A 25,820-nucleotide genomic window follows, 5' to 3' on the forward strand; every position below is an offset into this window, starting at 1 on the left:
TGAAGGGAACCTTCATCCACCTCAAGTGGATGAAGGTTCCCTTCATCGACCTTGCTTACTTGGCTCGGGTGCCCTTCGCCTTCACCAGTTCGGACTCGAAGAGCTCCTCGACGGTGGTGAGACCGCCGGGCGCCGACTTGTCGACCTTGGTGATGTACGACTGGGTGGACGAGGGACGGCCGACCAGCGAGTAGTGCAGCGTGCCGGTGAGGCCCTGCGTGTCGAGGCCGTTGGTGTCGTGGAACGCCTTCAGCACGCCGTCGCGCGTGAGGTCGCCGTTCTTGCAGGCCTTCTCCACGACCGAGAGGAACACCTTCGCGACCGTGTAGCCGTGGTCGACGTACAGCGCGGGCTTGTCGTTGGGGTAGTTCTTGCTGAACGCCGCCGCCACCGCTCGTGGGCCGGCCTGGGTGCCGGTGAACGGCGCCACGGACGTCACCACGGACACCTGCTTCTCGACGGCGGCCGCGACCGGCGACTCCAGCAGCGCGGGGTCGTAGCCGACGACGTTGACCATGAACGGCACGTCCCACTTCATCGCCGCGGCGACACCCACGGCGGCAGCGGTCTGCGCGGGCGCGGTGCTCAGCACGATGGCCTTGGCGCCCTGGGCCTTCAACGAGGCGATCTGCTGCGTCAAGTCAGCCCTGGTCTCGTCGATCGGCTGCTCGGCGATCTTCATGTTCCACTGCTGGCCGACGAACCGGCTGCCCTCGACGGCGTTGTCGCCGTAGCTGCCCGTGACGTACACGTGGCCGATCGTGTCGCCCTCCTTGATCACACCGCGGCGCTTGTAGTGATCAAGTCCGTTGATGACGTCGAGGTCGTAGGTCGTGCCCACGATCATCATGTGCGGGTTGCCGAGCAGCGACGCGGCCCACGAGGCGGGCGCGGTCAGCGTGCGGGTCTGCATGATGTCGGGCTCGATCGCCGCGGTCATCGGTGTGCCCGCTAGCTCCAGCAGACCCAGGACCTGCGGTTCCAGGTCGAAGTAGGCGTCGAGCGCCTTCTGCACGTCGTACGCGTGGTCTTTCAGCTTGAGCTCGACCTTGCGACCGCAGATTCCCCCGCGGTCGTTGACCTGCTTCAGGTACAGCTCGTATCCCTTCATGCGCGTCATCGCGGACGCTTTGAACGGACCCGTCATGTCGGTGAGGATGCCGAGCGAGATCGTGTCCGCAGTTACGCCCGGACCGGTCTTCACCTGGGGTTTCTCAGGTTCCCCAGCGCCACAGCCGGCCACGAGGACGACGAGCGCTAAGGCGGTGGGCAGTGCACGGCGGCGGAAGGGCATGCAGCAGTCCTTGTCGAAAGATCAGGATCGAACATACTAAGCGGTAGCTCAGTATTCGTTGATCGGTCACATATTGCCTCTCTATGTGGTACGTGACACAGGATTGTTAGGTTCATGTGACTACCGCTCGACTACGGAGTGTGCTAGTTCTTCGGCGCCGAACGAAATGAGATACGGCGTTGTCGATCACATTTCGGGTACCCGAGCGGCATGGCTGATGACGTGATCACGCTGCTGCACCGGCAACACGAGACCATCCGCACCCTGTTCGCCGAGGTCGAGACCGCCGTTGGCGACGAACGCAAGGACGCATGGCATCGGCTCGTGCGACTGCTTTCGGTCCACGAGACCGCGGAGGAGGAAATCGTCCACCCCGCCATCGCGCGCGTGAGCGGCGGCGAGCCGATCGTGGAAGCACGGGTCGCGGAGGAGCGACGCGCCAAGGAGCTCCTCAGCACGATGCACGACATGGGGCCCGAGGCCGAGGGCTTCGACACTCTGCTCGTGCAACTCCGTGATGACGTGCTCGCCCACGCGGACCACGAGGAGCAGGCCGAGTTCCCGCTGCTGCGCAAGGTGCACGACCAAGAGCGACTCGAACGGATGGCGCGCGCGGTGGAGGCCGCCGAAGCCATCGCGCCGACCCGCCCGCACCCCGGCGTCGAGAGCCCGATCGCGAACCTGGCGCTGGGGCCGTTGGTGGCCGTGGTGGACAAGGCGCGCGACGCGATCCGCAAGGTGCTCGGGTGAGGATCGTCGTCACCGGCGGCAGCGGCAACGTCGGCACCGCGCTCCGGCGTCACCTCGACTTCGAGGACGTCGGTGTGGACGTGCGCGCTCTCTCATCGCTGAGGGACGCCATCCGCGGTGCCGACGTCGTCGTGCACCTGGCGTGGGCGATCAAACCGACCGACCACCAGACGAACGTCGACGGCAGCGAGCACGTGCTCGCTGCCTGCATCAAAGAAGAGGTAGGACACCTGATCTGCGCGTCGTCGGTGGCGGCTTACGCCCCGGCGGCGCGCTACGAGCGTGTGGACGAGTCGTGGCCGACGACCGGCATCCCCGGCAGCACGTACAGCGCGCACAAGGTGCGGCTGGAGGAGATGATCAGCCGCTATCCCTTGCCGTGCACGGTCATCAGGCCGTGCGGGATCGCCCAGGCGTCAGCGGCGCAGCAGCTGCGACGGTGGCTCCTCAGCCGTTGGCTCTCCCCTCGCCTGCTGCCGTTGCTGCCCGTGCCGTTGTGGACCGGCCTGCGCCTGCAGCTCGTGCACTCCGACGACGTGGCGCGCGCGATCGTGGAGATAGTGCGCCGCCGGGCGTTGGGCGCGTTCAACCTCGCCTCCGAACCGGTGCTGACCGCACCGATGATCGCTGACCGCGTTGGCGCGGCGAGGCTCCCGGTGCCGTACCCGGTGATCGAGAAGCTGGCGGGTGCGACGGCGAAGCTCCGGCTGCAACCGCTCACCCCGGAGTGGGTCCGGATGGCCGATCAGGCGCCTCTGGTGCGGACCACCCGCGCGCACCAAGATCTGGAATGGTGGCCCGAGCACGACGCACGTGATGTGCTGAGCGAGGTCGTCACAGCAATGGGGAGGCGTGCGTGAACGAGGTTGATGCGGTCGTCATCGGCTCAGGCCCGAACGGCCTGGTCGCGGCGGCCCTGCTGGCGGACGCGGGCTGGGACGTGCTGGTGCTGGAGCAGCGCGACACCCCCGGCGGCGCCGTCACGTCGGCCGAGATCACCGCGCCCGGCTTCACGAACGACGTCTACAGCGCGTTCTACCCCCTCGGCCTCGGCTCGCCCGTCATCGGAGCGTTGAACCTCGACGTGCAGTGGCAACACGCACCGGCCGTGCTCGCCCACGTGCTGCCCGACGACCGCGTGGCCCTCCTCTCTCGCGAGGTCGAAACCACCGCGAAGTCCGTCGGCGCGTTCGCTCACGCCGACGCCGACCGCTGGCAGGCCGAGTTCACGCGCTGGCAGTCCGTCCGCGACGCCGTGCTGGAGTCACTGCTGCGTCCGTTCCCACCGGTTCGTGGCGGCCTTTCTCTTTTGAAGGCCGCCGGCATCGGTGACGCCTTGCGTTTGGCGCGCACACTCACGCTGCCGGTCCGCCGTCTGGGCGAGGAGCTGTTCGAGGGCGAAGGCGCCCGTGTGTTGTTGGCGGGCAACACGATGCACACAGACCTCGGCCCGGACCAGGCCGGCGGCGCGGGTTTCGGCTGGCTGCTGGCGATGCTCGCGCAGGACGTCGGCAACCCGGTCCCGCGCGGCGGCGCGGGCGAGCTGAGCGCCTCGCTCGTGCGCCGATTCGGTGGCCGCATCGAAACGAACGCGCGGGTGGCTTCCGTTCTGCACGCGCGCGGTGTCGCCGTGGGCGTGCGTCTGGCAGATGGCTCCACCGTGCGCGCACGCCGAGCCGTCATCGCCGACATCCCCGCCCCGAACCTCTATCTCGACCTCATCGGCGGCGACGCACTGCCCGGCAAGCTCGCCGACGACCTCAAGAAGTTCCAGTGGGACGGCGACACGATCAAGGTCGACTGGGCGCTGTCCGGCCCGATCCCGTGGACCAACCCGGAAGCCGCGCAGGCAGGCACCGTCCACCTCGGCGGCGACGTCAACGGCCTCGCCACCGTCGCCCACGAACTCGCGTGCGGCAAAGTCCCGCGCAACCCGTTCATGGTCATGGGCCAGATGACGACGACCGACCCGTCACGCTCCCCAGCCGGCACCGAGGCCGCCTGGGCCTACACCCACGTACCGCTCGGCGGCGGCTGGACCCCGGACCGCCTGAAGCGCCGCGCCGACCGCATCGAGCTGATGATCGAGGAACGCGCCCCGGGCTTCCGCTCCCGCATCCTGCAGCGAAGCGTCCTCGGCCCGCAGGAGATCGGCTCGGTCAACGGCGGCACCGCGGCCATCCACCAGCAGCTGATCTTCCGCCCGGTGCCGGGTCTGGGCCGCGCCGACACCCCGTTCGACCGCCTCTACCTCGCCGGCTCCTCAGCGTGGCCGGGTGGCGGCGTGCACGGCGCGGCGGGAGCGAACGCGGCACGGGCGGCGCTCACCCGGTGGGGCATCGCGGGCGAGCTCTACAAAACCCTGATCCAGGGCGCCCACAAAGCCCTCTACACCTGAACGCTCTGCCGGTACTCGGCCGCCTCGGGTTCGAGCACGTACTCCAGCACCTGGCCACCGTGCTTCTTGAGCAACTCACGCACCTCCTCGGGAGTGGCGTAGAAGAACTCGCGGCGCATGTTGACCTGGTTGACCCTGCGGCTGGACAACTCACGGTGCAGGGCCGTCTCCAGCGACACCGCGTCGTGCGAGTAGTAAAGGATGTGCGTGTCGTACCGGAACGGCACGGAGGCGTCACCGAGCTCGAGCACGCGCTCTTCGGGATGCAGGCGCCGCGTCATCCCGATCTTCACCATCTTCGGTCCGAACGCACCGAGGTTGCTGATCACGTAGACGTACCCGGCGCGGATGTTGGCCTCGCGCTGCTGCACACCCTCGATGCCCGCGACGACCTTGTCCAACTCGGACTGGAGCTCCTCCGCGGCAGCGACGTCCCCCTTGGCGAGCAACGCCTTGCGGACGTTCTCGAGGTGCTTGCGCTCCTTGTCGAGCTTCTCCAGCTCTCGCCGGAACTCGACCTGCGCCTTGGCCTCCTCGCGCAACCTCTCACGTTCGGCGCGCTCGTTCTCCTTCTCCTCCTGCTTCTTCTGCAGGTAGTCCGCCATGAGCTCCAGCTCGAGCATGCGCAGCTTCTCGTAGCGGTCATCGATCTCGATGCTCAGCATCTTGCCGAGCTTCTCGATCGCCTCGGCCGCGCGGACCAACCGCTTCTTGGCCGCGTCGACGGACCCCGCCTTCATCACCCGCAGGCTGTTCTCCGCCTCGGCGTTGTACGAGCGAAGCATCAGCTTGCACCAGTCGGCGACCATCTTGGCGCCTTCCCGGCTCGACCCGTTGAAGGTGAAGTTGCTACTGCCGACGACCGCGGTCTTGTCCCTGATCATCTGCTTCATCGTGTCCTGCACGCGGTCCAGCTGGCGTTTGTACTGTTCGGAGTTCTCCAGCGGGTGGTGGTAGCGGAACACGCCGGCGTCCTGGAACAGCAGCTCGTCCGTGAACGGCACCAGCGTCTGCTGAGCAGCCGCCAGCTCCGCTCGAAGCTGGGCCAGTCCCTGCTCGAAGCCCTTCTTCTGCAACGCCAGAGCCTCGTCGTGTTCCCGGCGCTCGATGGTCAAGGCCTTCTGGTGCACCTGACGCTCGGTGGCGTGCGCCTGCTGCAGCCCGGCCAGTTCGGCTCGCATGTGGTCGACCTGCTGACGCACCTGCACGTACTCAAGCCCGCCGATCTGTTGCAGGTAACCGTTGAGCTGATTTACCTGCGCCTGGAGCCCACCCGCGGTCTGTTCGAGCGACACGATCTTCTTCTGCTTGCTGCCGAACATCTGGCGGCTCCCCTGGCGCGACGACTGGTACCGGCGTCATCGCACAGCGGCATCCGGCCGTTAGACCATCAGGACAAACCCACCCGAACGGCGGAACTACTGACGGACCGACCGCCGCGTCCTGGACGCTCGCAGATACCCCATCACCAGCCCCTCCAGGTCGGGATGCGTGCTCTCCCAACCGGAAGGCACCGATCCACCGCGCACCAACGCAGTCGTCTGCCGCGCCGTGTGCGACGAGTCGACCACGACACCATCGGTCTCCAACGACACGTCAGCGGGCCCGACGACGACCTGGTGCGCGGCCAGGATGTCGTCGATGTCCCCGGAAACCTGCACGCGCCCCTCGTCGAGCAGAAGCAGGTGGTCGCACACATCCCCGAGGTCGGTCAGAAGATGCGATGACAGCAACACCGTCGTACCCCGCTCAGCGACATCGGTCATGACGATCCGCAACGTCTCGTCGCGCGCCAACGGGTCGAGGTCGGACAACGGTTCGTCCAACAACAACACCTTCGGCAACCGTCCCAACGCAAACGCAATAGCGACCTGCGTCCGCGCACCGGCGGACAGCGTGCGCACCTGAGCGTCCTTGTCCACGCCCGCAAGGAGATCGAGCACCTCGAAAGCCCGTGAAGAGGACCAACGATCATTCATGGCCGCACCGGCACGCATCATCTCGCGCACGGTGAACTGCTCGTACAGCGGCCGTTTCTGCGTCAGCAAAGACACGTCAGGGTGCATGCGGCCGCGCACCGGAGTCCCGTGCACGCTCACCGAACCACGAGACGGCCGGGCGAGCCCCGCGATCAGCGAGAGCAACGTCGACTTGCCCGCCCCGTTCGGCCCCACGAGCCCCGTGACGCTGCCGGGAGGCAACGAGAACGAGCAGTCGTCGAGCGCGCGCAAGCGGCCGAAGTGCTTGGCCACGCCGTTAGCGTGCACCGGACTGTCGTTCATCCACACTCCACAAGAGACATTCTTGGGGCCATTCGCTGGGAAATCAGTAGTGCGCCGACCGCACGTCCGTGTAGATCGCGTCGACCTCGTCCGAAGACAGACCCTCGTCCACCGCGCGGCCCATCCACTGGTCCAGGTCCTGCTGCAACGGTCCGCGTGCGGCATCCGTGGCCAGAGACGCCGTGATGAACGTGCCCATCCCCCGCCGGCCCTCGACGAGGCCCTCGTGCTCGAGCTCGCGGTACGCCTTCAGCACGGTGTTGGGGTTGACCCTGGTGGCCTCCACCACCTCCCGTGCCGTCGGCAGCTTGTCGCCGGGTCCGAGCAGCCCCATCCGCATGGCCTGCTTGACCTGCGCGGCGATCTGGAGATAGGTGGACACCCCGGAGTGCCGATCGATGCGAAACTCGATCACGCCGCCCAGCATAGGTGCCCACCCGGTCATACCTGCCTGCGCACGGCCCAGACCGCGCCCAGCACGAACAGCACCGCGAGCCCGGTGAAGATCGACGCCTCCAGCAGGTGCAACGTCGAAGCCTGGTCCGCCGGGATGATGTCCGCGTAGGACTGGGCGAGGCCGTTCTTCTTGTAGCAAGCCGCCAGGTCCGTCACGACCGGCTCGTCGCCGCGCGAGGCGCAGTTCATCAGCGGCGCCGAGTCGGCGACCACGGCACCGTTGGCGTCCAGGAAACCGGATTTCACCACCAGCGGACCGTTGCCGAGCACCAACGGCTTGCTCGGGTCGTCCGACACCAGGCGGGTCGGCGTGATCAGGAACTCGCGGACCCCGCTCAGCACGACCCGCACCGCCACGAACACGCCGAGTGTCAACGACATCGCCACGAGCGTCCGCCGGAACAGCGCGCCGGTGAAGATGCCGAGCGTGTAGGCGAACAGCGTGTACGCGATCGGCGACACGCCCTGGGCCTCGAAGGTCGTGAAGTAGAACGGGCCGGACGCCAGCGGGCCGAGCTCACCGGCCGCGTCGAGCCAGCTGCGCACGACGAGCTGGAACGCGATCACGAACACCAGCGCGGGCACGGCGGCGACGACGAACTTGGTCGCCATCCAGCGGGTCCGGCTCACGGACTGGGTGAACGCGAGTGCGTGCGTGCCCTGCTCGTACTCCCGCGCGAACAGCGGCGCGCCGACGAAGACACCCATCAACGCGGGCGCCGCGAGCACCAAACCCTGCCCGACGTGCATCTTGTCGAACCAGGCGCTCTGGAACTCGTTGGCCGCCCGGCCACGACACGCGTCCAGCCCCTTGTCCACGCAGTCCAGCAGGTTGCGGGCGGCGAGGTCGTTGACCATCCCGGCCCGCCACAGCAGCACCGCGGCCACGGCGAGCACCAGCCCGATGGCGAGCGTGATGAACACCGGGCGCTGCTGACGCCACACGATCCAGGTCATGCCGCCACCTCCTCGCGCATGTGCGCCAGAGCGAGCCGGCTGAGGCTCGTCTGCGGGTGCTCCCGCAGCAGCTGGTCGACGTCCCCGGCCAGGCGGACCCGTCCGGACGTCAGCAGCACCAGGTGGTCGCACACGTCCTCCAGCTCCGCCAGCACGTGCGACGACAGCAGCACGGTGATGCCCTGCGTCCTGGCTTCGTCCACCAATGTCTGCAGCACGGTCTCGCGGGCCAGCGGGTCGAGATCCGCCAACGGCTCGTCCAGCATCAGCAACCGCGGCCGCTTCCCCAACGCGAGCGCCAGAGCCACCCGCGTGCGCTGACCGCCTGAAAGCGTCCCCACTCGCGCGCCGAACGGCACGTTGGCCTTCTCGACGAGCGACTCGGCGTACGCCTGGTCCCACCCCGGATTGGCGTTGCGGCCGTACCGCAGCGTCTCGGTCACGGTGAACTGCGGGTACAGCGGCTTGGCCTGCGTCAGGAACGCCACCGAGGCGTGCATCCCGCGCCCGTTCGGCACGTCGCCGAACACCGCGATCCGGCCCGCGGTGGGGCGGAGCAGTCCGGTGATCATGCCCATGAGCGTGCTCTTGCCGGCGCCGTTCGGCCCGACGAGCGCCACGATTCGCCCGGCCGGGATCTGCAGCGTGCAGTCCCGCAACGCCCAGCCCCGCGAGTACTTCTTCCCCAGGTCGTCCGCCACGACCGGCGGGTGCTCCCTCTGTGCCATGGGAGCAACCGTATCACCCTTTCACTACTTAACTAGTGAAAGGGTGTTCCAGTGCGCCCGTGGGCCAGCGCGTTCAGCCGCGCGAGCGATTCCTTGTTACGTGGAATCAGCAGCATGTCCTGCGCGAACTTCGGCAGGAACGCCGACGGGCCGCGCACGACCTGCTCGGCCATGCGCACTTCCGTGAGCGACTCCGACCGCGCCACCAGGGTGAGGGTGATCCGCGCGGCGCCGGCCGGCCACAGCCGGGCGTCGAGTTCGAGCAGGCGGGACGGCTCGCAGCGCACCACCTCGGTGGTGTCCTGGATGACCAGCGGCCACGGCCCCACGCTGTGGTGGATGCGCGTGCCGGGCTTGGGCCATCCGGTGTCGACGTCGCGGATGTGCGACGCGCCCACCACCCAGCCCGCGTACGACCAGCCGTCGGCGAGTACGGCCCAGACCGCCTCGATGGGTGCTTCTACGTCCAGAGAAACCTCAGCCACGCACGGGAAGTACCCGCGCCAGGGGAAGACAACCGAGTCAGGGACAACCGAGTCAGGAGGCAATCCGGCGCGTGCGCCGGGATTCGGCCTTGCGCTGCAGGTGGTCGGCGGTGAGCTCCAGCTCGTAGGACCGGAGAGCCTGGTAGCGCGGCGAGATCCGGAGGGCGAACGTGCCGCTGAGCCGCTCGATCGCCGACGCCGCGCGATCGAGCCGCCTGCGGGCGGCGTCCAGGCCTCCGGCTCGCAACATGCGCAGGCAGTTCTCGGCCTCGCAGTTGTACGAGCGGAGCATCAGCGCCGACCAGTCCTCGACGAGCCGGCGCCCGGTGGCGTCCGACCCGTTGTAGGTGACCTGCGCGCCGCCGTCGATCGCGGCACCGGTCTTGATCAGCGACTTCATCTCGTCGTGGATCAGGTCGAGCTGCTTCTGGTGGTCGACGACGGCGTCCGCGCGGAACACGCCGGCCCGCTGGAAGGTCAGCTCTTCCTTCAACGGCTGCAGCTCGGCGCGCGCGTTCTTGATCCGATGGCGCAGCGCCACCAGCTCGGCACCCGCGCGGTCGACCTCCTCCAGCGCGCAGGTTTGCGCTGTTCGGGCGTCACCGATTCGAGCGAGCAGCTCCTGCAGGCCTTCGACGACCCGCTCCAGCTCAGCGACCCGGCGGTTCTTGCGCCCGAACATGCTTACCTCCCCGAACAGCGACGAAAGGCCCACGACCGTTCCATCGCAAGGAGGTATCCGCCGTTATCTACCGCGCTATGCACTCACTCCATCGAGTGAACCCACGAATCGCACGAATCCTTCGGGGTCCTCACTCGTGGCCGACTGCTGCAAGATCACGCTGGTAGCGCCCGCTTCGGCGACCTGCGTGACCAGGTCCGTGACGAACGCGCGGTCCCGCGAGTCGGTCTCCACGTAGACGATCACGGGGTGCTCGCGGGAGCCGCTGATCGTGCGAACCCGGTCGAGATCGGCCGACGCGTCGAGGATCGTGCCGTCACCGGCGTCGCCCGCGAGGTCCAGGGTCTTCATGCCGAGGCCGCCCACGTAGATCGGCATCGGCTGGTGCGGCGGCCAGTCCAGCGCTACGTCCGTCAGCTTGATGTAGCGGCCTGATGTCGTGACGCGCTCGCCGGCCAGCAGTGCCTTCAACGCGATCGTGTACTCGCGCAGGAGAGTCAGCGGCGACGAGACCCGTGCGCCGACCTGGCCCATCCAGTCCTGGACGCCGTGGCCGACGCCGATCGTGACGCGTCCGGGGAAGAGCCGGTCCAGCGTCGCGGCCTCCATCGCGGTCAGCGCGACGTTGCGCAACGGCACCGGCAGCAGCCCGACGCCGACCTTCAGGCGCTCGGTCCAGGCGAGAGCGGCGGAAGCGGCCGCGATGCCGCTCTCCAGGAAGCAGTCCTCCCACAGCCACAACGAGTCCACACCGGACTCCTCCGCGGCGAGGACGACGGAACGCAGGTTCTCAGGCGGGAGCTGGGGCCGGTAGACAGCGCCGAGTGTGGTCACCCGTCCACTACTACCGGCCCCGGCCGCGGTTCAGCAACAGAGTTGGATCAGCCGGCGCTGTGGTACGTGATGTCCCAGTGGTTCGACTCGAAGTAGTAGATGTTGCCGGCGTTCGACTTCCACTTGTTGCCGCCGATGGACGTGAACCTGCTCTTGATGTAGTTGGTGACGCAGCTGTTCAGCGAGATGTCCACCTTGTAGCCGTTCCAGTGCGAGTAGGTGCCCGACGCGTGGCCGGTCTCGGTGCCGCCGGTGATGTTCACCGCGCAGCCGGAAGCACTCTTGAACGTCTTGATTCCCGCGATGGTGGTCTGGTTGATCTGGTCGAACGACGTGCAGTTCGACTGGTTGCGGTTGCTGCAGCCACCGCTCGACGACCAGGTGATGCCGGCCGCGCGCAGCTGCGCGGTCGCCTGCGCGTGGGTGTACTTGGCCGGCGCCGCCGAGGCGACGGACGCGCCGATGATCAGAGCCGCGAACATCGCGATCACAGCGGCGATCGTGCGAACGAACATGCTCTCTCCTTATGCCCAAAGCAAGGTGCGGCAGAAGCTAGGAAGAGGCGGTAAAGGCACGCCTAAATCAGCCTTAGGCCGATCTTTGGCGCGGTCGTGGACAGTTCCGGTCGTCAACAATCAGGGGATCGGAGCAACAACCATGCGCATTCGCCACGCCGTCGCGGCGACCGCCCTCTCGCTCGGACTGCTGTCCGGCATCTCCGGGATCGCCCACGCGGCGCCCGAGAAGCCCGAAGGCACCATCGGACAGGAAGAGGTCGCCGCCGCGGGCTATGGCGGCTCCATCAGCCGCACCGAGGTCATCAGCCGGGCGAAGAACTGGTGGGACCGCAAGGTTCCGTACAGCCAGACGGCCTACGCGTGGGACGTCAACCACGGCAAGCAGTACCGCACCGACTGCTCGGGCTTCGTGTCCATGACGTGGAAGCTGACCTCCAGCCGCACCACGTCCACTTTGGACGGCGTCGCCACGAAGATCGCGTGGGCGAACCTCAAGCCGGGCGACATGATCCTGCGCAACGGCCACGTGAAGCTGTTCGAGAAGTGGGCCAACACGGCGCACACCTCCGTCTGGATCTACGAGGAGGGCAGCACCGCGACCGACATGGACCACGAGACCACGACGATCGCGACGCTGAAGAGCGGCGGCTACGCGCCGTGGAAGTACAACAAGATCACCGGCTGATCCAGCTGGTCGCGAGGCCGCCGAGATTCCACCGCGCCCGCCACTGACGCACCTCCCCCAGTTCACGGGTGCCCAGTCGGGTGAACAGGCCGGCGGCCTCGTCCCAGCAGCGGTCCGCGCCTGACACGTCCCCCAGACAGGCGTGGGCCGCGCCGAGGTCCCTGAGCGTCCGGGCCCGCCACAACGGCAGCCCCAAGTCGGTCCACGACGCCAGGGCCTCGGCCAGCACCACCCGCGCACCGGCGTGATCACCGGCCGCGAGCCGCCACTCCCCCAGCGTGCGGCGGACGAGCGCCTCGCCGAACCGGTCACCGACGTCGCGGCAGCCGTCCATCGCAGTGGCGATCAGCTCCTCGGCCGGGTCGAACGAACCCTTGCGGATCAACACCTTCGCCCACGCCTGGGCGGTGTAGCAGCCGAGCAGCTCGTCCCCGGTGCCCGCGACCATCTCGTGGGCGCGCACGATGTGCTCCTCGGCGAGGTCCAGCTCTCCGCGGGCACGATGGATCAGCCCGATGCCCCGTGCCGCCAGGGCTTCACCTCTGCGGCTCCTGGCCGCGCGGTAGGTGGTTTCGGCGAGCGCGAGGGTGGTCTGTGCTCCCTCGTCGTCGCCGAGTTCTCGTTTGATGGAGCCGATTCCGTAGAGGGCGTGTGCGACGCCCTCCGGGTCGTGCGACTCCAGCAGCTCACGGGCTCTGCCGAGGGCTTCCAGCGCGCACGGGTACTCGCCGAGATCCCGGCACACCATGCCGATGCCGTTCATCGCGACGGCCTCGCCGCGCTTGTCGCCCATGTTCACGAACAACGTCTGCGCGGTGTCGAACCACTCGCGCGCTTCGGCCAGGTTGTCCCGCTTGTAGTGCATCTGGCCGAGGCTGCAGCGCAGCACCGCTTCCAGCCTCACGTCCCCGGTCTTCCACACGGCTTCCAGCGCCGCTGTGTGTGTTCGTTCCCAAGCCTCGTAACGGTTTCTCAGCCCGAACCAGGCGAACACCAGCACCTCGGCGAGCTGCGAGGCGATCTCCGCGAGGCCGAGCTCCGCCGCCCGTTCGACGAGCCTGGTCAGCAGGTTCTCCTCGCGCGCGAACCAGGCGTCCTTGTCGGCGGGGCGCGCTGCCGTGGTGACCACGCCCAGCGAATCCTGCATGCGCGGCACGGCCAGGAAGAGCTGCTCGGTCAAACCGTCCACTGTGGACAACGCGGCGACCACTGCCCTGCGCACGACGTCTTCGCGTTCCTGTTGCGGGTCTTCGGCTTCCGCGAGCTCGCGGGCGTGCAGCCGGACCAGCTCGTGCATCCGGTAGCGGGCGCTGCCGATGACGTCGAGCAGCCGCGCGTCGACGAGCTGGTCGAGCACGTCCTCGTCGAGCAGGTGCCCCCACAGGAAGCTCGGCACCTCGGGCAGGCCGAGGAACCCGAAGATCCGGTACGCCTGCCGGACGTTGTCGTCGAGCGCGCGGTAGGTCAGCTCCAGACTGGACCGCACCGCGAGGTCGTCCGCGACCAGTTCGTCGAGCCTGCTGCGTTCGTCGGACAGTCTTCTGACCAGCTTCGACACCGGCCAGTGCGCCCGTCCGGCCAGCCGCGCGCCGGTGATCCGCACGGCGAGCGGCAGATATCCGCACAGCCGCGCGACTTCCTGCGCCTGTTCGGGTTCGTCGGAGACGCGGTCGTCGCCGAGGATGCGTTTGAGCAGGGTGACGGCTTCGTCGCTGCTGAGGACGTCGAGCGGGATCCTCCTGACGCCTTCCAGCCCGCACAACCGGCTGCGGCTCGTGATCAGCGTGAGACAACCCGGACTGCCGGGGAGCAGCGGCCGGACCTGCGACACGCTCGTCACGCCGTCCAGCACGATCACCACCCGCCGGCCGCCGACCGTGGCCCGCCACAGCGCCGCACGTTCCTCCGCGGACTCCGGAATCCGTTCGCCGGGCACGTCCATGGCGCGCAGCAACGAGTCCAGCGCCCCGGACGGGGAGTGCAGATCGACGAACAGCTGCCCGTCCGGATACCGGTCCGCGAGCCGGTGCGCCGCGTGCACCGCCAATGCCGACTTCCCGACCCCGGCCGGCCCCTCGATCCACCAGACGCCGCCGTCGCTGTCGAGCAGCCTGCTCAGCTCCTCGTCGCGCCCGGTGAAGTCGCCGGCGTCGCGCGGCAGGTAGTTGCGCCTGCTCTCGCGCGCGCCTTCGAGCACGTCGCGGTAGAGCTGCTGCAGCTGCTCACCCGGCTCGACGCCCAGCTCGTCGACGAGAACCTTGCGCGTCTCCCGGAACACCCGCATCGCGTCGGCCCGGCGCCCGGCCCTCGCGAGCGCGGTCATGAGCTGGCCGCGCAGTTTCTCGGCCAGCGGGTACTCCGCGACGAAGACGCCGAGCGGGTCGATCAGCTCGGAATGCCTGCCGAGCGCCAGCTCGACGTCGACCCACTGCTCCGCGGCCGCGAGCCTCTGCACGTCGAGCGTCTGCGCGAACACGACCGGCGTGCCGCGCCAGAGCTTGAGCGCTTCGTGCAGCTTGGAGGCCTTGACCTTGAGGTCGGGCTCGTCGCTCGCCCGGCTCACGAGCTTGCGGAACAGGTGCAGGTCGACGTTCTCGGGCTCGGTGCTCAACACGTACCCGGCGGCCCGGTGCTCGACCGGCAGCCCGGCCCTTCTGAGGCTGCTGATGTGCACCTGCAGCGACTTGCGGGCCTGCGGCGGCGGCTCCTCACCCCAGATGAGGTCGATGAGCCGTTCGACGGGAACAATCCTCCCGCATTCGACCGCCAAGACCGCTAAGATCTGCGCGGGCTTGGGCGGCACCGACGGCTCGACCGGCCCCAGAATCCTGACCTCCACTGCGCCCCCACCAGTGTTGAAGATTCACCAAGTTCTGCGCTGCATTGCCAAATTCTGACGCAGGCGGTCAATCCCCGGTTCCACTTCTGGGTGACGCCACTCGAATGGCCGCATATGTCGATGCAACCAGACCAGGGTTTGTCCCGTCTCGCCCACTTGCAGTGGGCATGAATGTGAACCTTTGTTCACAGGCTCGCTTTGAGCCTGGCGAACTCCTCCGCCAGCGCGGGCAACTGCCAGTGCGCGTTCAGTCCGCTGGGATTGGGCAGCACCCACACCCGCACCCCGCCCACCAGGTCCGTCTGCGGCCCGACTTGTGCCTTCTTGCGGTTGAAGGCCGCCCGGTACACCGTCACGCCGAGCACCGCGAGAACCTTCGGTGAATACCGCTCGACCTTTTCGGTGAGCTCAATGCCACCGGCCTTCAGTTCGTCAATTGTTAATTCTTCGGCTTTGGCCGAGGGACGCGCGACGACGTTCGTGATGCCGAGGTTGAGGTCCAGGAGCTGCTCCTGCTCGGCGGGCGCGAACTGCCTCGGCGTGAAACCGGACAAATGCAGGGCGGGCCAGAACCGGTTTCCCGGCCGCGCGAAGTGGTGCCCGGTCGCCTCCGACACGAGGCCGGGGTTGATGCCGCAGAAGAGCACGTCGAGCCCGGGCTTGATCACGTCGGAAATCACGCGATCAAGCCTACGGTGTCGCGGTGACCGGTCTCCCGCTGCTGTTCCTCGACGTCGACGGCCCGCTGCTCCCGTTCGGCGACGGCGTGCCCGGTGCTCCCGGCCTCGCCCGGCTCGACCCGGCACACGGACCATGGCTCAAAGCCCTGCCGTGCGAGCTCGTCTGGGCCACCACGTGGATGGACGAGGCGAACGAGCACATCGCACCCCTGCTCGGCCTGCCACGTACCTCGCGCTCGACGCCTGGCTACGCGCCGCCGCGGCATCACGTTGATGAAGGTTCCCCTCATCAACCCCAGGTTGAGCAAGGTTCCCTTCATCAACCAGCGACTAGGAAGCGGTCGCTGGCACTCGGGGGCGCGGCGTCCACATCGTGTAGCCGGCCCGGCGCGCGTCCTCCGGTGAGTGGAAGAACGCGTCCCCCTTCATCCGCTTGTAGTACGGCGACTCCGGGGTGTGGAACATCATCGTCCGCGAGTTCGCCTTGATCGCGGGAGGCACCGGCACCGGCTCCTCCATGATCGACAGACGGCCGACGACCGGCACCTCGTGCACCACGCGGGAGCGCATGGTCAGCCAGGTCAGGAGCACGCCCGCCAGGAACGCGCCCGCGCACAGCAGGAACATCTGGATGAAGAAGCCGAACAACGCGAAGCTCCTAGTCCGAAGTGAAGTCCTCGTCGACCCGCAGGTCCGGGGCCGCGGCACGCAGGGCGTCGCTCAGCGCGCCCGCGCGCTCGGGGTCCGCCACGCGGGCAGAGGCGGTCAGGTGTCCTTTGTGGACGACGCCGGTGAACTCGGTGACGCCCTGGTCGAGCACGACCCCGAGCAGGCCGGAGACAACGCCGGAGGAGACCGGCATGCGCTCACCGGCATTCGGGGTGATCATGTCGGTGATGCGGTAGGAGGCGGTCAGCACGCGCACGGCGTCCACCACCTCCTGACGCTCGGCAGCGGTGCCCGCGGTGCCGGCCAGCACGATCTCGGACGAGCGCACGGCGAACACCAGGTGGCCGGGCTCGATCTCGGTGGCGGGGCGGAACACGGTGCCCACCGAGGCGAGCAGCATCGGCACGACTAGAGCGCCGAGGAAGACGCGCTGCGGTAACTGCACGCGCCTGACCTATCTCATTCGGCCGACTCCATGCCACCGCCTGGAGCAGAACCCGCAGGACAACACGCCCGAATTCACTCGTTCGTGGAGACGATCACGGGCGAACCAGCAGCAACGAGCCGCCAATCGGACCGCACGAAAGCCGCCGGATCGAGCACGCCCGCGGCCTTCACCCAGTCGATCAGCAACTGCCGGATCTCCTGCTGCTGGTTGTGCAGCACGGGCGCCGACGCGATGTGCGGGAAGTCGCCCCCACCGCCCTGCCGGTAGTTGTTCACCGCCACCGCGAACTCGACGGAGTCGTCCACCGGCACCCCGTCGTAAGCCAGTCCCACGATCCGCGACCCGACCGGCGCGGCGATGTCGATGTCGTAGGTCAAAGGTGCCGACAACCCGTACGCGATGTCGAAGTTGTAGTCCGGCACGTCAGCCGACACCTCAGCCGCCGAGAACGGCCCACCAGAAGAAACCTGCTGGAAGTAGCGAGCCGACTCCTCCAGGAAGTCCCTCAGCTGCCCACCGGTCAACCGCACGCCCACCAGCGTGTTGTCGAACGGGTACAGCCCTGCGACGTCCCTTATGGACACTTCCCCGGCCGGAATCGCCGCCCCGCGGTTGAACGGCGCGCACAACGACAACACCGGCAACGACGTCGACTTGGCCACCTCCAACGCCTGCACGTGGTTGATGAACCCCAGCGCCGGCGTGTCCTCGAACCGGGACCGATCCGCCGACATCGCCCCGAGGCAGGTGCCGATCCGCGCGTTGACGTAGTTGATGACCTTCGCGTGGTCGTGGCGCAGCAGCCGCGCGATCCGCGGATCCTCGGCCACCGACGAGGACAACAGCACCGACGACTGGGACGACACCACGGACCACCGGCCGTCGAACTCCAGGTCGAACTCCATCACGGACAACCGCTTGCCCCAGTACAACGGCTCGGTCAGCAGCACCGGCCGCCCGGTCACCTTGTTCAGCACGAACCGCTGCGGAATCTCCACGTGCGCATGCCCGACCAGCACCGCGTCGATTCCCGGCACCGTCTCCGCGAGCAGCTCCGCGCAGTTCTCCGGGAACGGCACCTGATCACCCAGCGACGACGAGAGATCCGCTCCGGAATGCGCCACGACGATCACCAGATCGGACTTGGACCGCACCTCCGGCACCCAGTGCAGCGCCTGCTCGACCAGCCCGGGGAACGTCAGCAGCCCTTCCACCACCGCCCGGTCCCACACCGCGATCCCGGGATTGGTCAGCCCCAGAATCCCGACCCGCAACGGCGGCCCGCCCGTCCGCCACACGGTCTTGATCACGTAGGGCTGGAACGCGGGCAGTCCAGTGGCGACGTCCACCGCGTTGGCCGCCAGCAGCGGGAAGTCCAGCTGCCGCTCGAACGTCCGCAGCACCTCGAGCCCGTAGTTGAACTCGTGGTTCCCCAGAGCGGCAGCCGTGTACCCGATCGCGTTCATCGCGGCGGCCATCGGATGCACCAACGTCCGCGTGATCGGCTCGACGCGCGCGTAGTAGTAGGCCAGCGGCGTGCCCTGGATGGTGTCACCGGCGTCGAGCAGCAACGTCCGATGCCGCCCCACGGCGTCTCGCACCCCGTGCACCAGCGTCGAGATCTTCGCGAGGCCGACGTCGTCGTGCGCGTAGTCGTCGAACTCGCGGTCGCGGTAGTAGTCCCAGTTGAACAGGTTGCCGTGCAGGTCGGTGGACCCCATGACGGTCAGCGTGAACGTGCGCAGGCCGCTCACCTCCGTCAGTCGTCGGGCCTCAAACCGAACATAGCTGCTCACAATTGACGTAACCGCCAATCGCCCGAACGGTGGACGGCTCTCACAGGTGGTACACAGGCTCACCAGCCACCATGGGAGCCATGCGCACGATAAAAGCCGAACTCCGCAGGCCGGACGGACAGCCCGTCCGGGTGCTGGTGGTGGACGACGAGTCCACTCTGGCCGAGCTGATGACGATGGCGCTGCGCATGGAGAAGTGGGACGTCCGCACCGCCCTCGACGGCTCTACGGCGGTCAGGACCGCGCGCGAGTTCAAACCGGACGCCGTCGTGCTCGACGTGATGCTGCCGGACTTCGACGGTTTCGAGGTGCTGCGCCGGATGCGCGCGGAGCAGCCGAACCTGCCGGTGCTGTTCCTGACCGCGAAGGACGCCGTCGAGGACCGCATCGCCGGCCTCACCGCGGGCGGCGACGACTACGTGACGAAGCCGTTCTCACTCGAAGAGGTCGTGCTGCGGCTGCGTGCACTCATGCGGCGCACAGGCGTCACGGAGGAGGACGCGGGCGCACGGCTCGTCGTCGGCGATCTCCAGCTGAACGAGGACACGCGCGAGGTGACCCGCGGGGGCGAGCAGATCTCGTTGACCGCCACGGAGTTCGAGCTGCTGCGCTACCTGATGAGCAACCCGCGCCGCGTGCTGAGCAAAGCCCAGATCCTCGACCGCGTCTGGAGCTACGACTTCGGCGGCCAGGCGAACATCGTCGAGCTGTACATCTCCTACCTGCGCAAGAAGATCGACGCCGGGCGCGCACCGATGATCCACACGATGCGGGGCGCGGGCTATGTCCTCAAGCCTTCGGCCTAAAACGCTGCGCGCCAAGCTGATCGTCGGCCAGATCGCGGTGATCATCGCGTTGTCCGTGGTCACCGGCGTGGTCGCGGTGCTGGCGCTGCACGGTTTCCTGACCCACGACCTCGACCGCCAGATCACCGAGATCAAGCAGCCACCGGTCGGCAGCCGCGCGCCGGGACTCAACGCCAAGATCAACCCCGACGGCACCGTCGAGGGCACGATCGAGCTGCCGTACTGGGACCAGCCGCGCCCGCTGAACGCCTCCGAACTCAAGCAGCTCAAGGACCTCGACCCCGGCAACCACAGCGTCGACTTCGGCCAGGACGTCGGCTACTTCCGCATCCACGTCGACCCGACGCGGATCAAGGGCATGCCGTCGGGCCCTGTCGACGAACTCGTCTGGCAGATGATCTGGCTGCTCGTCGCCCTCACCGCGGCCGGTGTCGCCGCGGCCGCGCTGGTGGGCCAGCGGATCATCCGGAGAAGCCTGGTCCCGCTCGACCGCGTCGCCGAGACCGCCACCCGCGTCTCCGAGCTGCAGCTGCACGAGGGCGACGTCGCACTCGCCGATCGGGTGCCGGACACCGACCCGGACACCGAGGTCGGCAAGGTCGGCCTGGCGCTCAACCGCATGCTCGGCCACGTCGGCGAAGCGCTGGAGGCCAGGCACGCCAGCGAAACCCGGGTCCGCCGGTTCGTCGCGGACGCCTCGCACGAGCTGCGCACACCGCTCGCCGCGATCCGCGGTTACGCCGAGCTGACCAGACGGTCCGAGGAGGAGGTCCCTGACCAGATCGCGCACGCCATGGGCCGCGTCGAGTCCGAGGCCGTGCGGATGACGTCGCTGGTCGAGGACATGCTGCTGCTCGCCCGTCTCGACGACGGCCGTCCGCTGGAACGCGAGGAGGTGGATCTCTCGCGGCTCGTGCTGGACGTGGTCGGCGACGCGAGGATCTCCGCGCCGCAGCACAACTGGAGAATCGCGCTGCCGGAAGAACCGGTGATCGTCGAGGGCGATGTCCAGCGCCTGCACCAGGTCCTGGGCAACCTGCTCTCCAACGCCCGCACCCACACCCCGCCCGGCACCACGGTCACCACCGGCCTGAACGTCCACAACGGACGCGTCGACCTCACCGTCACCGACGACGGACCGGGCATCCCGGCGGGCCTGGAGGTGTTCGAACGGTTCGCGCGCGGCGACAGCAGCAGGTCACGCGCCGCCGGCAGCACGGGGCTGGGGCTGTCCATCGTGGCCGCCGTCGTCGGCGCGCATGATGGCCAGGTGTCCGTGCAGAGCGTCCCAGGCAAGACCGAATTCACCGTCTCGCTGCGGCTCTGAGGTTTCGCTCCACAGCAACGGCAGCAGGTCCGCGCCCCGCCGGAACAGCCACGGGATCCCCTTGAGCAGCAGCCACGCGACGTGGTGCCACACCGTGAGCTCGCGCCCGCCGGAGCACTCCAGGCTGACCTCGCCGACCGCGTGCCCGACCGCGCGCAGCTCCGACGCGAACGCCTTCGCGAGCATCCGGTGCCCCAGCTCGGACGGGTGCAGCCGGTCGACCGCCCACGTCTCCAGTTCGTACGCACCGGGCAACGTGTGCAGGTCGACGCACCGCACGCCGTGCCGTGCGGTCACGACGTCGACCACGCGGTTGTACTCGTCGATGCGTTCCTTGAGCACTCGCCGCAACCGTCCGGGCAACTTGAAGACGCGGCCCTGGTCGTGGAACCGCACGGTGACGACGGAGACGCCGGCCGCGGTCAGCTCACGGCAGATCGCGTCGAGGTCGGCGTGCATCCGCCGGACCGAGAAGTCGGACCGGAGCGTGTCGTTGACGCCCGCGATGACGACGGCCGCGCTGGGCTCGTCGCGCAGGGCCTGCGGCAACTGGGTGCGTCGGACGTCCGCCAGCCGCGCGCCGGAGACGGCGTAGTTGCGATAGCGGTTGTCCGGGTAGGCGGACGAGAGGATCGGGCCGAAGCCGCGCCACCCGCCGGGAACGAGGTCTCCGATCCCGACCGCTGTCGAGTCACCGAGCAACACCAGCACACGCCCCAGGATCAGCGTGCCCGGTGATCTCGGAATGACCGTGTGGGAACGGTTCAGCGAAATGCTGGGTAAAGAGGGAGTTCGAGCACCTCAGCGCCGTAGCGGTCGGCCAGTGCGCCGATCACCGCGTCGGCGTGCGAGGCAACGGTCTTCTCGCCGAGGATCAGCGCGTCGGACCGCAGCCGCACCCACCGGCCGGCCAGCACGACGCTGCGCGGTGGTGCGTTGTCGACGGTCGGCATCGGCTTGGACAGCGCCCGCCACGTCGCGAGCCACACCCACAGCAGCTGGGCTTCCAGCAGGCGCGGTAAGAGGATCGCGTCGTCGTCCATCTCCGGCCACACCGACCCGACCTCGGCCCGCCACGCGGCGACCATGGCCTCGGACATGCCCGGCGGCAGCCCCCACCCGCACCAGCAGGACGGGAACGGCACCCGCAGCGCCGCGGCGTCGAACACGATGTCGCGGACGCAGCCGCCCTCGAAGTCGACGAACCGGACCCCGCGCGAGGTGACCAGGTGGTTGTCCGGACACGACGTCGACGGGCTGAACGCACGGCGGCGTGAGGTGCTGAACGCCCGCGCGGCGTCGGCGGCGAACTCGGTGGCCTGCGGGGACGTCTCGACGCCCAGCGTGGTGCCGAGCAGCGCCGGTAACCCCGCGATGGCGGCGTGCACGTCGACCGCGATCGGGTCCTGGCAGCACTGCGCACCGGCGCGGCGCATCAACGCGTCGAAGTCCGCGTCCCGGCCCGCCGTCGTGGCGTGCAGGCGGCCCATCGCGTGCGCCCACGACAGCAGGCCACGTTCAGCGGCACGCGCGTCCTTGGCGTGCAGCTTCTCGGACAACCTCGGCGCGCGGCCCAGATCCTCCAGCACGACCAGGCGCGACGTCGCGTCGTGGGCGAAAAGTTCCGGCGTGGCGCGCTCTTCGGCGGGCAACGCGGTGAGGAGCTGATGGCTGACGGCTTCGTGCGCCCACGGGTCGCGGTCACCGGTACCTGCCGGATACCGCTTCACGACCAGCGTGCGCGGCATCGAGAACGGCGAGGACGCCACTCTGACCCGGATCACGACGGAACGACCGGTACCCCCGAGAGCCTCGGGGTCAGCTAGACGCACCTGTGCGCCCAAACGCCTGGTCAGTACCCGCTCGGCAGCATCGACAGCTTCAGCGATCTCAGGTGAAGTCGTGTCGGGAGGGCCCGCGGTGATCTCCACGCTCATCCCCTCCGACCCTACTCCCCATGTCCGTGAGCCGGACCGACGCTAATCCGGCCAGGCTGCGACTACCACCACTCGTTGATAACGGCTCGCGCTGTTTCCGGATCACCCCTTGGACAGTGGACGTGTGGAAACACCATCCGTTGCCCGCCGCCTGCGGATCAACAGAACGAACGCCGCGGCGGCGACAATACCGATCAAGTTGATCCCCAGTTGGGCTACTGCCGGCCCCACTCTGTCCCACACTCCGAGAACTGCCGCCAAAGCCGCGTACCCGGCCGCCGGAACCGTGGTGACCGAGATGAACACGCCGACGAGTGCCGCGGACTTCGCGGACGTCATCGACAGCATGCCCGCCGCACCCGCGAGCAACGCGACGATCAGCGAGAACGGCCCGAACTGGTAGACGAAGTCGACCTGGTGACCGTTGATCAAGGCGTTCTTGTCGAACAGCCCGCCGAGCTCACCGCACCACGTCAGCACGGACGTGATCACCATGGCCAGCGGGAAGCCGACAGCGAGCGCGATCGATGCCCGTTTGACCAGGTCCCACCGCTTCGCCACGAGCCCGACCGCGATGGCGGCGAGCGGCCCGAACTCCGGCCCCACCACCATCGCGCCGACGATCGTCACCGGCGAGTTCGTCGCGACGCCGACCGCCGCCAGCAGGCACGCGATCGTGAGGAAGGCCTGGAACGTCAAGCTCGGCCGGGACTCCTCGCCCGACTTCGCGATCAGCTCCTCCCACACGATCACGTCCGAGCCCTCGCCCGGCGCGTTCTCCTCCGCGAGGTCGGCGCTGTCGGACAACGACGTGTCGATGGATTCGATCGTGACGCCACCGGTGTGGTCGATGTGCAGGTCGCACAACGCGCTGACGATCTCGTCGACCGCCTCCCGCGCCACGTCCGCCGTGATCAGGTCACCGGTGGGCTCGATCGCCGCGCCACGCAGGACCACGAGATGAGTGGCCCCTGCGTGGTCGCGGAGGATCTTCAGCGCGGCTTCGGACTGGTCTGCCGGGCAGACCACCCTCAGCCTCAGCATTACTGCTTCTGGTCGGGCTTGGCGTCGACGCCGGCTTCCTTGCGCTGCTGCGGCGTGATCGGAGCCGGAGCCGCGGTCAGCGGGTCGTAGCCGCCACCGGACTTCGGGAACGCGATCACCTCGCGGATCGAGTCGACACCCGCGAGCAACATGACGAGGCGGTCCCAGCCGAGCGCGATGCCACCGTGCGGCGGCGCGCCGAACTTGAACGCGTCGAGCAGGAAGCCGAACTTCTCCTGCGCCTCCTCCGCCCCGATGCCCATGACGTTGAACGCGCGCTGCTGCACGTCCGCGCGGTGGATACGAATCGAGCCACCGCCGAGCTCGTTGCCGTTGAGGATCACGTCGTAGGCGTAGGCCAGCGCGTTGCCGGGCTCGGTCTCGAAGTTGTCGATCCACTCCGGCGTCGGGCTCGTGAACGCGTGGTGCAGCGCCGTCCACTTGCCGCCACCGACCGCGACGTCACCGGCCTCGAGCTTGTCGACGGCCTCGAACATCGGGAAGTCGACGACCCAGGCGAACGCCCACGCGTTCTCGTCGACCAGGCCGACGCGGTGCGCGATCTCGACGCGGGCCGCACCGAGCAGTGCGCGCGCGTCCCGTGCCTCACCGGCGGCGAAGAAGATGCAGTCGCCCGCGTTCGCACCGACGGCCTTGGCGAGCCCGTCGCGCTCGGCGTCCGTGAGGTTCTTGGCGACCGGCCCGCCCAGCGTGCCGTCTTCCGCGATGAGGACGTACGCGAGGCCCTTGTGGCCGCGCTGCTTGGCGAACTCCTGCCACGCGTCGAGCGTGCGCCGCGGCTGGCTCGCACCACCCGGCATGACCACGGCACCGACGTACGGCGCCTGGAACACGCGGAACGTCGTGTCCTTGAAGTACTCCGTCAGCTCCGTGAGCTCGACGTCGAAGCGCAGATCCGGCTTGTCCGAGCCGTACTTCGCCATCGCCTCGGCGTAGGAGATGCGACGGAACGGCAGCGGCAGCTCGACGTCCTTCGTCTCCTTCCAGATGGCGGCGAGCAGCTTCTCGGTGAGCGCGATGACGTCGTCCTGCTCGACGAAGCTCATCTCGATGTCGAGCTGGGTGAACTCCGGCTGCCTGTCCGCGCGGAAGTCCTCGTCGCGGTAGCAGCGCGCGATCTGGTAGTAGCGCTCCAGGCCACCGACCATGAGCAGCTGCTTGAACAGCTGCGGCGACTGCGGCAACGCGTACCAGCTGCCGGGCCGCAGCCGCGCGGGCACCAGGAAGTCGCGCGCGCCCTCGGGCGTGGACCGGGTCAGCGTCGGCGTCTCGATCTCGACGAACTTCTCGCCGTGGAGAACCTCTCGCGCGATCCGGCTGACCTCGCTGCGCAGCCGGATGGCCTTGGCCGGGCCCTCCCGGCGCAGGTCGAGGTAGCGGTGCTTGAGGCGGGCCTCCTCGCCCGGCTCCGTGTCGCTCTCGACCTGGAACGGCAGCGGCGCGGCCTCGTTGAGCACCTCGAGGTCGCTCACGTAGATCTCGACGGCGCCGGTGGGGAGCTCGGGGTTCTCGCTGCCCTCTGGCCGCTTGCTCACGTCGCCGGTGACCTTGATGACGTACTCGCTGCGCAGCCGGTGCGCGCGCTCGGCCATCTCGCCCTCGCGGAAGACGACCTGGGCGACGCCGGACGCGTCGCGGAGGTCGATGAAGATGACACCGCCGTGATCACGCCGGCGAGCGACCCACCCGGTGAGGGTGACGGACTGCCCGGCGTGCTCGGCCCGGAGTGATCCGGCCTCGTGCGTGCGCAACACGGTGGTGGCTCCTTGTAGACGAAGTCAGCTTTACCGTCAAGGCTAGCTGGGACCGCCTTCGGATTTTCACGCAGGTCTTTCCCAGGCGCCGGTGATCTCTGTTGGCTAGCTTGTCCGGCATGCGGATCCCGGTGGCCGTCTTCGGCATGCTCGTGATGTTCGTCGTGGCAGTCGGCGTGCTGTTCCTCGGCGTTCTCGGCTTCACGCCGGTGTCCGCGTGCACCGGGATGTGCTTCGCGCCGTTCATGATGTCGACGGTCGGCACCATCGTGATCGGGCTGTCCGCGACGTTCGCGACCTGGTTCCGCGCGCTGCGTGAGCCTCGGGCCTACTGGCCGTGGATCGGTGCCGCGCTGATGGCCGGTCTCTATCTCGTGGCGCTCTCAGTCGCGGAACAGGTCCTCTAGTAGTACTTCGTCAGGTCGCGCTG

Annotated in this window: 26 protein-coding genes and 1 pseudogene; 7 read left to right on the plus strand and 20 right to left on the minus strand. The window is 68.3% G+C overall.

The features are described 5' to 3' along the window. Positions 1 to 55: 55 nt before the first annotated feature. Positions 56 to 1,204 carry an ABC transporter substrate-binding protein gene (locus UK23_RS38510; RefSeq protein WP_052685422.1) on the minus strand — a complete coding sequence of 383 codons (1,149 nt, stop codon included), beginning with the start codon at positions 1,202 to 1,204 and terminating at the stop codon, positions 56 to 58. Between the two features lie 300 nt (positions 1,205 to 1,504). Between UK23_RS38510 and UK23_RS38515 the strand changes: the two genes are divergently transcribed. From UK23_RS38515 to UK23_RS38525, 3 genes are read left to right on the plus strand one after another with little or no spacing between them, the layout of a single operon-like run. After that, entirely contained in the window at positions 1,505 to 2,044 is a 540-nt protein-coding gene (locus tag UK23_RS38515) for a hemerythrin domain-containing protein (protein ID WP_045316721.1), read from the plus strand. Next, a complete protein-coding gene (locus UK23_RS38520; RefSeq protein ID WP_045316722.1) occupies positions 2,041 to 2,904 on the plus strand; it encodes an NAD-dependent epimerase/dehydratase family protein in 864 nt (287 codons plus the stop codon). Before UK23_RS38515 ends, UK23_RS38520 begins: the two co-directional genes overlap by 4 nt. Continuing rightward, positions 2,901 to 4,442 carry a phytoene desaturase family protein gene (locus UK23_RS38525; RefSeq protein WP_045316723.1) on the plus strand — a complete coding sequence of 514 codons (1,542 nt, stop codon included), beginning with the start codon at positions 2,901 to 2,903 and terminating at the stop codon, positions 4,440 to 4,442. Before UK23_RS38520 ends, UK23_RS38525 begins: the two co-directional genes overlap by 4 nt. On the opposite strand, the gene UK23_RS38530 is transcribed toward UK23_RS38525, so the two are convergent. From UK23_RS38530 to UK23_RS38570, 9 genes are all read right to left on the minus strand, one after another. Then, positions 4,433 to 5,764: a DUF4041 domain-containing protein gene (locus UK23_RS38530; protein WP_082115315.1), complete on the minus strand. Its 1,332-nt coding sequence runs from the start codon at positions 5,762 to 5,764 to the stop codon at positions 4,433 to 4,435. The two genes, UK23_RS38525 and UK23_RS38530, sit on opposite strands and share 10 nt — an antisense overlap. A 96-nt stretch (positions 5,765 to 5,860) precedes the next feature. Continuing rightward, on the minus strand, positions 5,861 to 6,724 hold the full coding sequence (locus UK23_RS38535; protein WP_045316724.1) for an ABC transporter ATP-binding protein: 864 nt from the start codon (positions 6,722 to 6,724) through the stop codon (positions 5,861 to 5,863). Positions 6,725 to 6,767: 43 nt separating this feature from the next. After that, the gene (locus tag UK23_RS38540) at positions 6,768 to 7,139 is read right to left on the minus strand and encodes a GntR family transcriptional regulator (protein WP_045316741.1); all 372 of its coding nucleotides are present in this window, start codon (positions 7,137 to 7,139) and stop codon (positions 6,768 to 6,770) included. Positions 7,140 to 7,165: 26 nt separating this feature from the next. After that, positions 7,166 to 8,137 (minus strand): ABC transporter permease, encoded by a 972-nt coding sequence (locus UK23_RS38545; protein ID WP_045316725.1) that lies wholly within the window; start codon positions 8,135 to 8,137, stop codon positions 7,166 to 7,168. Continuing rightward, complete coding sequence (locus tag UK23_RS38550; RefSeq protein ID WP_052685423.1) at positions 8,134 to 8,865, minus strand: ABC transporter ATP-binding protein; 732 nt, start codon at positions 8,863 to 8,865, stop codon at positions 8,134 to 8,136. Before UK23_RS38550 ends, UK23_RS38545 begins: the two co-directional genes overlap by 4 nt. 32 nt (positions 8,866 to 8,897) lie before the next feature. Then, positions 8,898 to 9,350 carry an SRPBCC family protein gene (locus UK23_RS38555; RefSeq protein WP_045316726.1) on the minus strand — a complete coding sequence of 151 codons (453 nt, stop codon included), beginning with the start codon at positions 9,348 to 9,350 and terminating at the stop codon, positions 8,898 to 8,900. A 52-nt stretch (positions 9,351 to 9,402) separates the two neighbouring features. After that, on the minus strand, positions 9,403 to 10,032 hold the full coding sequence (locus tag UK23_RS49330) for a DUF4041 domain-containing protein (RefSeq protein ID WP_156213698.1): 630 nt from the start codon (positions 10,030 to 10,032) through the stop codon (positions 9,403 to 9,405). Positions 10,033 to 10,107: 75 nt separating this feature from the next. Further along, on the minus strand, positions 10,108 to 10,866 hold the full coding sequence (locus UK23_RS38565) for an LLM class flavin-dependent oxidoreductase (RefSeq protein ID WP_045316727.1): 759 nt from the start codon (positions 10,864 to 10,866) through the stop codon (positions 10,108 to 10,110). A gap of 47 nt (positions 10,867 to 10,913) precedes the next feature. Further along, positions 10,914 to 11,381 carry a hypothetical protein gene (locus tag UK23_RS38570; protein WP_045316728.1) on the minus strand — a complete coding sequence of 156 codons (468 nt, stop codon included), beginning with the start codon at positions 11,379 to 11,381 and terminating at the stop codon, positions 10,914 to 10,916. Positions 11,382 to 11,523: 142 nt separating this feature from the next. Between UK23_RS38570 and UK23_RS38575 the strand changes: the two genes are divergently transcribed. Next, positions 11,524 to 12,069, plus strand: a complete 546-nt coding sequence (locus UK23_RS38575; protein WP_045316729.1) for a hypothetical protein — start codon at positions 11,524 to 11,526, stop codon at positions 12,067 to 12,069. Here UK23_RS38575 and UK23_RS38580 read toward each other — a convergent pair. The 6 genes from UK23_RS38580 to UK23_RS38600 form a co-directional block, all read right to left on the minus strand. Further along, on the minus strand, positions 12,059 to 14,908 hold the full coding sequence (locus UK23_RS38580) for an AfsR/SARP family transcriptional regulator (RefSeq protein WP_045316730.1): 2,850 nt from the start codon (positions 14,906 to 14,908) through the stop codon (positions 12,059 to 12,061). The two genes, UK23_RS38575 and UK23_RS38580, sit on opposite strands and share 11 nt — an antisense overlap. Before the next feature lie 185 nt (positions 14,909 to 15,093). Next, entirely contained in the window at positions 15,094 to 15,588 is a 495-nt protein-coding gene (gene mug / locus UK23_RS38585; protein WP_045316731.1) for a G/U mismatch-specific DNA glycosylase, read from the minus strand. Continuing rightward, positions 15,585 to 15,716 carry a hypothetical protein gene (locus UK23_RS54695; protein ID WP_269112329.1) on the minus strand — a complete coding sequence of 44 codons (132 nt, stop codon included), beginning with the start codon at positions 15,714 to 15,716 and terminating at the stop codon, positions 15,585 to 15,587. Before UK23_RS54695 ends, mug begins: the two co-directional genes overlap by 4 nt. A gap of 202 nt (positions 15,717 to 15,918) precedes the next feature. Then, positions 15,919 to 16,236: a hypothetical protein gene (locus tag UK23_RS38590; RefSeq protein WP_045316732.1), complete on the minus strand. Its 318-nt coding sequence runs from the start codon at positions 16,234 to 16,236 to the stop codon at positions 15,919 to 15,921. A 10-nt stretch (positions 16,237 to 16,246) separates the two neighbouring features. Continuing rightward, positions 16,247 to 16,702, minus strand: coding sequence for a hypothetical protein (locus tag UK23_RS38595; protein ID WP_045316733.1), 456 nt, complete (start codon positions 16,700 to 16,702; stop codon positions 16,247 to 16,249). 74 nt (positions 16,703 to 16,776) lie between these two features. Then, complete coding sequence (locus UK23_RS38600) at positions 16,777 to 18,459, minus strand: bifunctional metallophosphatase/5'-nucleotidase (RefSeq protein WP_231114870.1); 1,683 nt, start codon at positions 18,457 to 18,459, stop codon at positions 16,777 to 16,779. 122 nt (positions 18,460 to 18,581) lie between these two features. Here UK23_RS38600 and UK23_RS38605 point away from each other — a divergent pair, with 122 nt between their 5' ends. Together UK23_RS38605 and UK23_RS38610 are read left to right on the plus strand one after the other, a co-directional pair. Further along, the gene (locus tag UK23_RS38605) at positions 18,582 to 19,307 is read left to right on the plus strand and encodes a response regulator transcription factor (RefSeq protein WP_196778076.1); all 726 of its coding nucleotides are present in this window, start codon (positions 18,582 to 18,584) and stop codon (positions 19,305 to 19,307) included. Beyond that, a complete protein-coding gene (locus tag UK23_RS38610; RefSeq protein ID WP_045316735.1) occupies positions 19,285 to 20,634 on the plus strand; it encodes a sensor histidine kinase in 1,350 nt (449 codons plus the stop codon). The genes UK23_RS38605 and UK23_RS38610 overlap by 23 nt, the downstream gene beginning before the upstream one ends. 180 nt (positions 20,635 to 20,814) lie before the next feature. Here UK23_RS38610 and UK23_RS54240 read toward each other — a convergent pair. The 4 genes and pseudogenes from UK23_RS54240 to aspS form a co-directional block, all read right to left on the minus strand. Beyond that, positions 20,815 to 21,345, minus strand: a pseudogene (locus tag UK23_RS54240) (SGNH/GDSL hydrolase family protein); the annotation flags it as partial. Between the two features lie 53 nt (positions 21,346 to 21,398). Further along, positions 21,399 to 22,571 (minus strand): hypothetical protein, encoded by a 1,173-nt coding sequence (locus tag UK23_RS38620; protein WP_045316736.1) that lies wholly within the window; start codon positions 22,569 to 22,571, stop codon positions 21,399 to 21,401. 102 nt (positions 22,572 to 22,673) lie between these two features. Continuing rightward, positions 22,674 to 23,615, minus strand: coding sequence for a DUF389 domain-containing protein (locus UK23_RS38625; protein WP_045316737.1), 942 nt, complete (start codon positions 23,613 to 23,615; stop codon positions 22,674 to 22,676). Next, positions 23,615 to 25,390, minus strand: coding sequence for an aspartate--tRNA ligase (gene aspS / locus UK23_RS38630; protein ID WP_045316738.1), 1,776 nt, complete (start codon positions 25,388 to 25,390; stop codon positions 23,615 to 23,617). The genes UK23_RS38625 and aspS overlap by 1 nt, the downstream gene beginning before the upstream one ends. Positions 25,391 to 25,509: 119 nt before the next feature. Between aspS and UK23_RS38635 the strand changes: the two genes are divergently transcribed. Next, on the plus strand, positions 25,510 to 25,797 hold the full coding sequence (locus tag UK23_RS38635; protein WP_045316739.1) for a hypothetical protein: 288 nt from the start codon (positions 25,510 to 25,512) through the stop codon (positions 25,795 to 25,797). Positions 25,798 to 25,820 lie beyond the last annotated feature (23 nt).

The organism is Lentzea aerocolonigenes (assembly GCF_000955955.1).
GTDB classification, from domain to species: Bacteria; Actinomycetota; Actinomycetes; order Mycobacteriales; family Pseudonocardiaceae; genus Lentzea; species Lentzea aerocolonigenes_A.

Coding starts and splice junctions, on each gene's coding strand:
- UK23_RS38515 (WP_045316721.1), top strand. CDS start 1,505: ATGGCTGATGACGTGATCACGCTGCTGCACCGGCAACACGAGACCATC.
- UK23_RS38530 (WP_082115315.1), bottom strand. CDS start 5,764: ATGTTCGGCAGCAAGCAGAAGAAGATCGTGTCGCTCGAACAGACCGCG.
- UK23_RS38535 (WP_045316724.1), bottom strand. CDS start 6,724: ATGAACGACAGTCCGGTGCACGCTAACGGCGTGGCCAAGCACTTCGGC.
- UK23_RS38545 (WP_045316725.1), bottom strand. CDS start 8,137: ATGACCTGGATCGTGTGGCGTCAGCAGCGCCCGGTGTTCATCACGCTC.
- UK23_RS38550 (WP_052685423.1), bottom strand. CDS start 8,865: ATGGCACAGAGGGAGCACCCGCCGGTCGTGGCGGACGACCTGGGGAAG.
- UK23_RS49330 (WP_156213698.1), bottom strand. CDS start 10,032: ATGTTCGGGCGCAAGAACCGCCGGGTCGCTGAGCTGGAGCGGGTCGTC.
- UK23_RS38570 (WP_045316728.1), bottom strand. CDS start 11,381: ATGTTCGTTCGCACGATCGCCGCTGTGATCGCGATGTTCGCGGCTCTG.
- UK23_RS38575 (WP_045316729.1), top strand. CDS start 11,524: ATGCGCATTCGCCACGCCGTCGCGGCGACCGCCCTCTCGCTCGGACTG.
- UK23_RS38605 (WP_196778076.1), top strand. CDS start 18,582: ATGCGCACGATAAAAGCCGAACTCCGCAGGCCGGACGGACAGCCCGTC.
- UK23_RS38610 (WP_045316735.1), top strand. CDS start 19,285: ATGTCCTCAAGCCTTCGGCCTAAAACGCTGCGCGCCAAGCTGATCGTC.
- UK23_RS38620 (WP_045316736.1), bottom strand. CDS start 22,571: ATGAGCGTGGAGATCACCGCGGGCCCTCCCGACACGACTTCACCTGAG.
- UK23_RS38625 (WP_045316737.1), bottom strand. CDS start 23,615: ATGCTGAGGCTGAGGGTGGTCTGCCCGGCAGACCAGTCCGAAGCCGCG.
- UK23_RS38635 (WP_045316739.1), top strand. CDS start 25,510: ATGCGGATCCCGGTGGCCGTCTTCGGCATGCTCGTGATGTTCGTCGTG.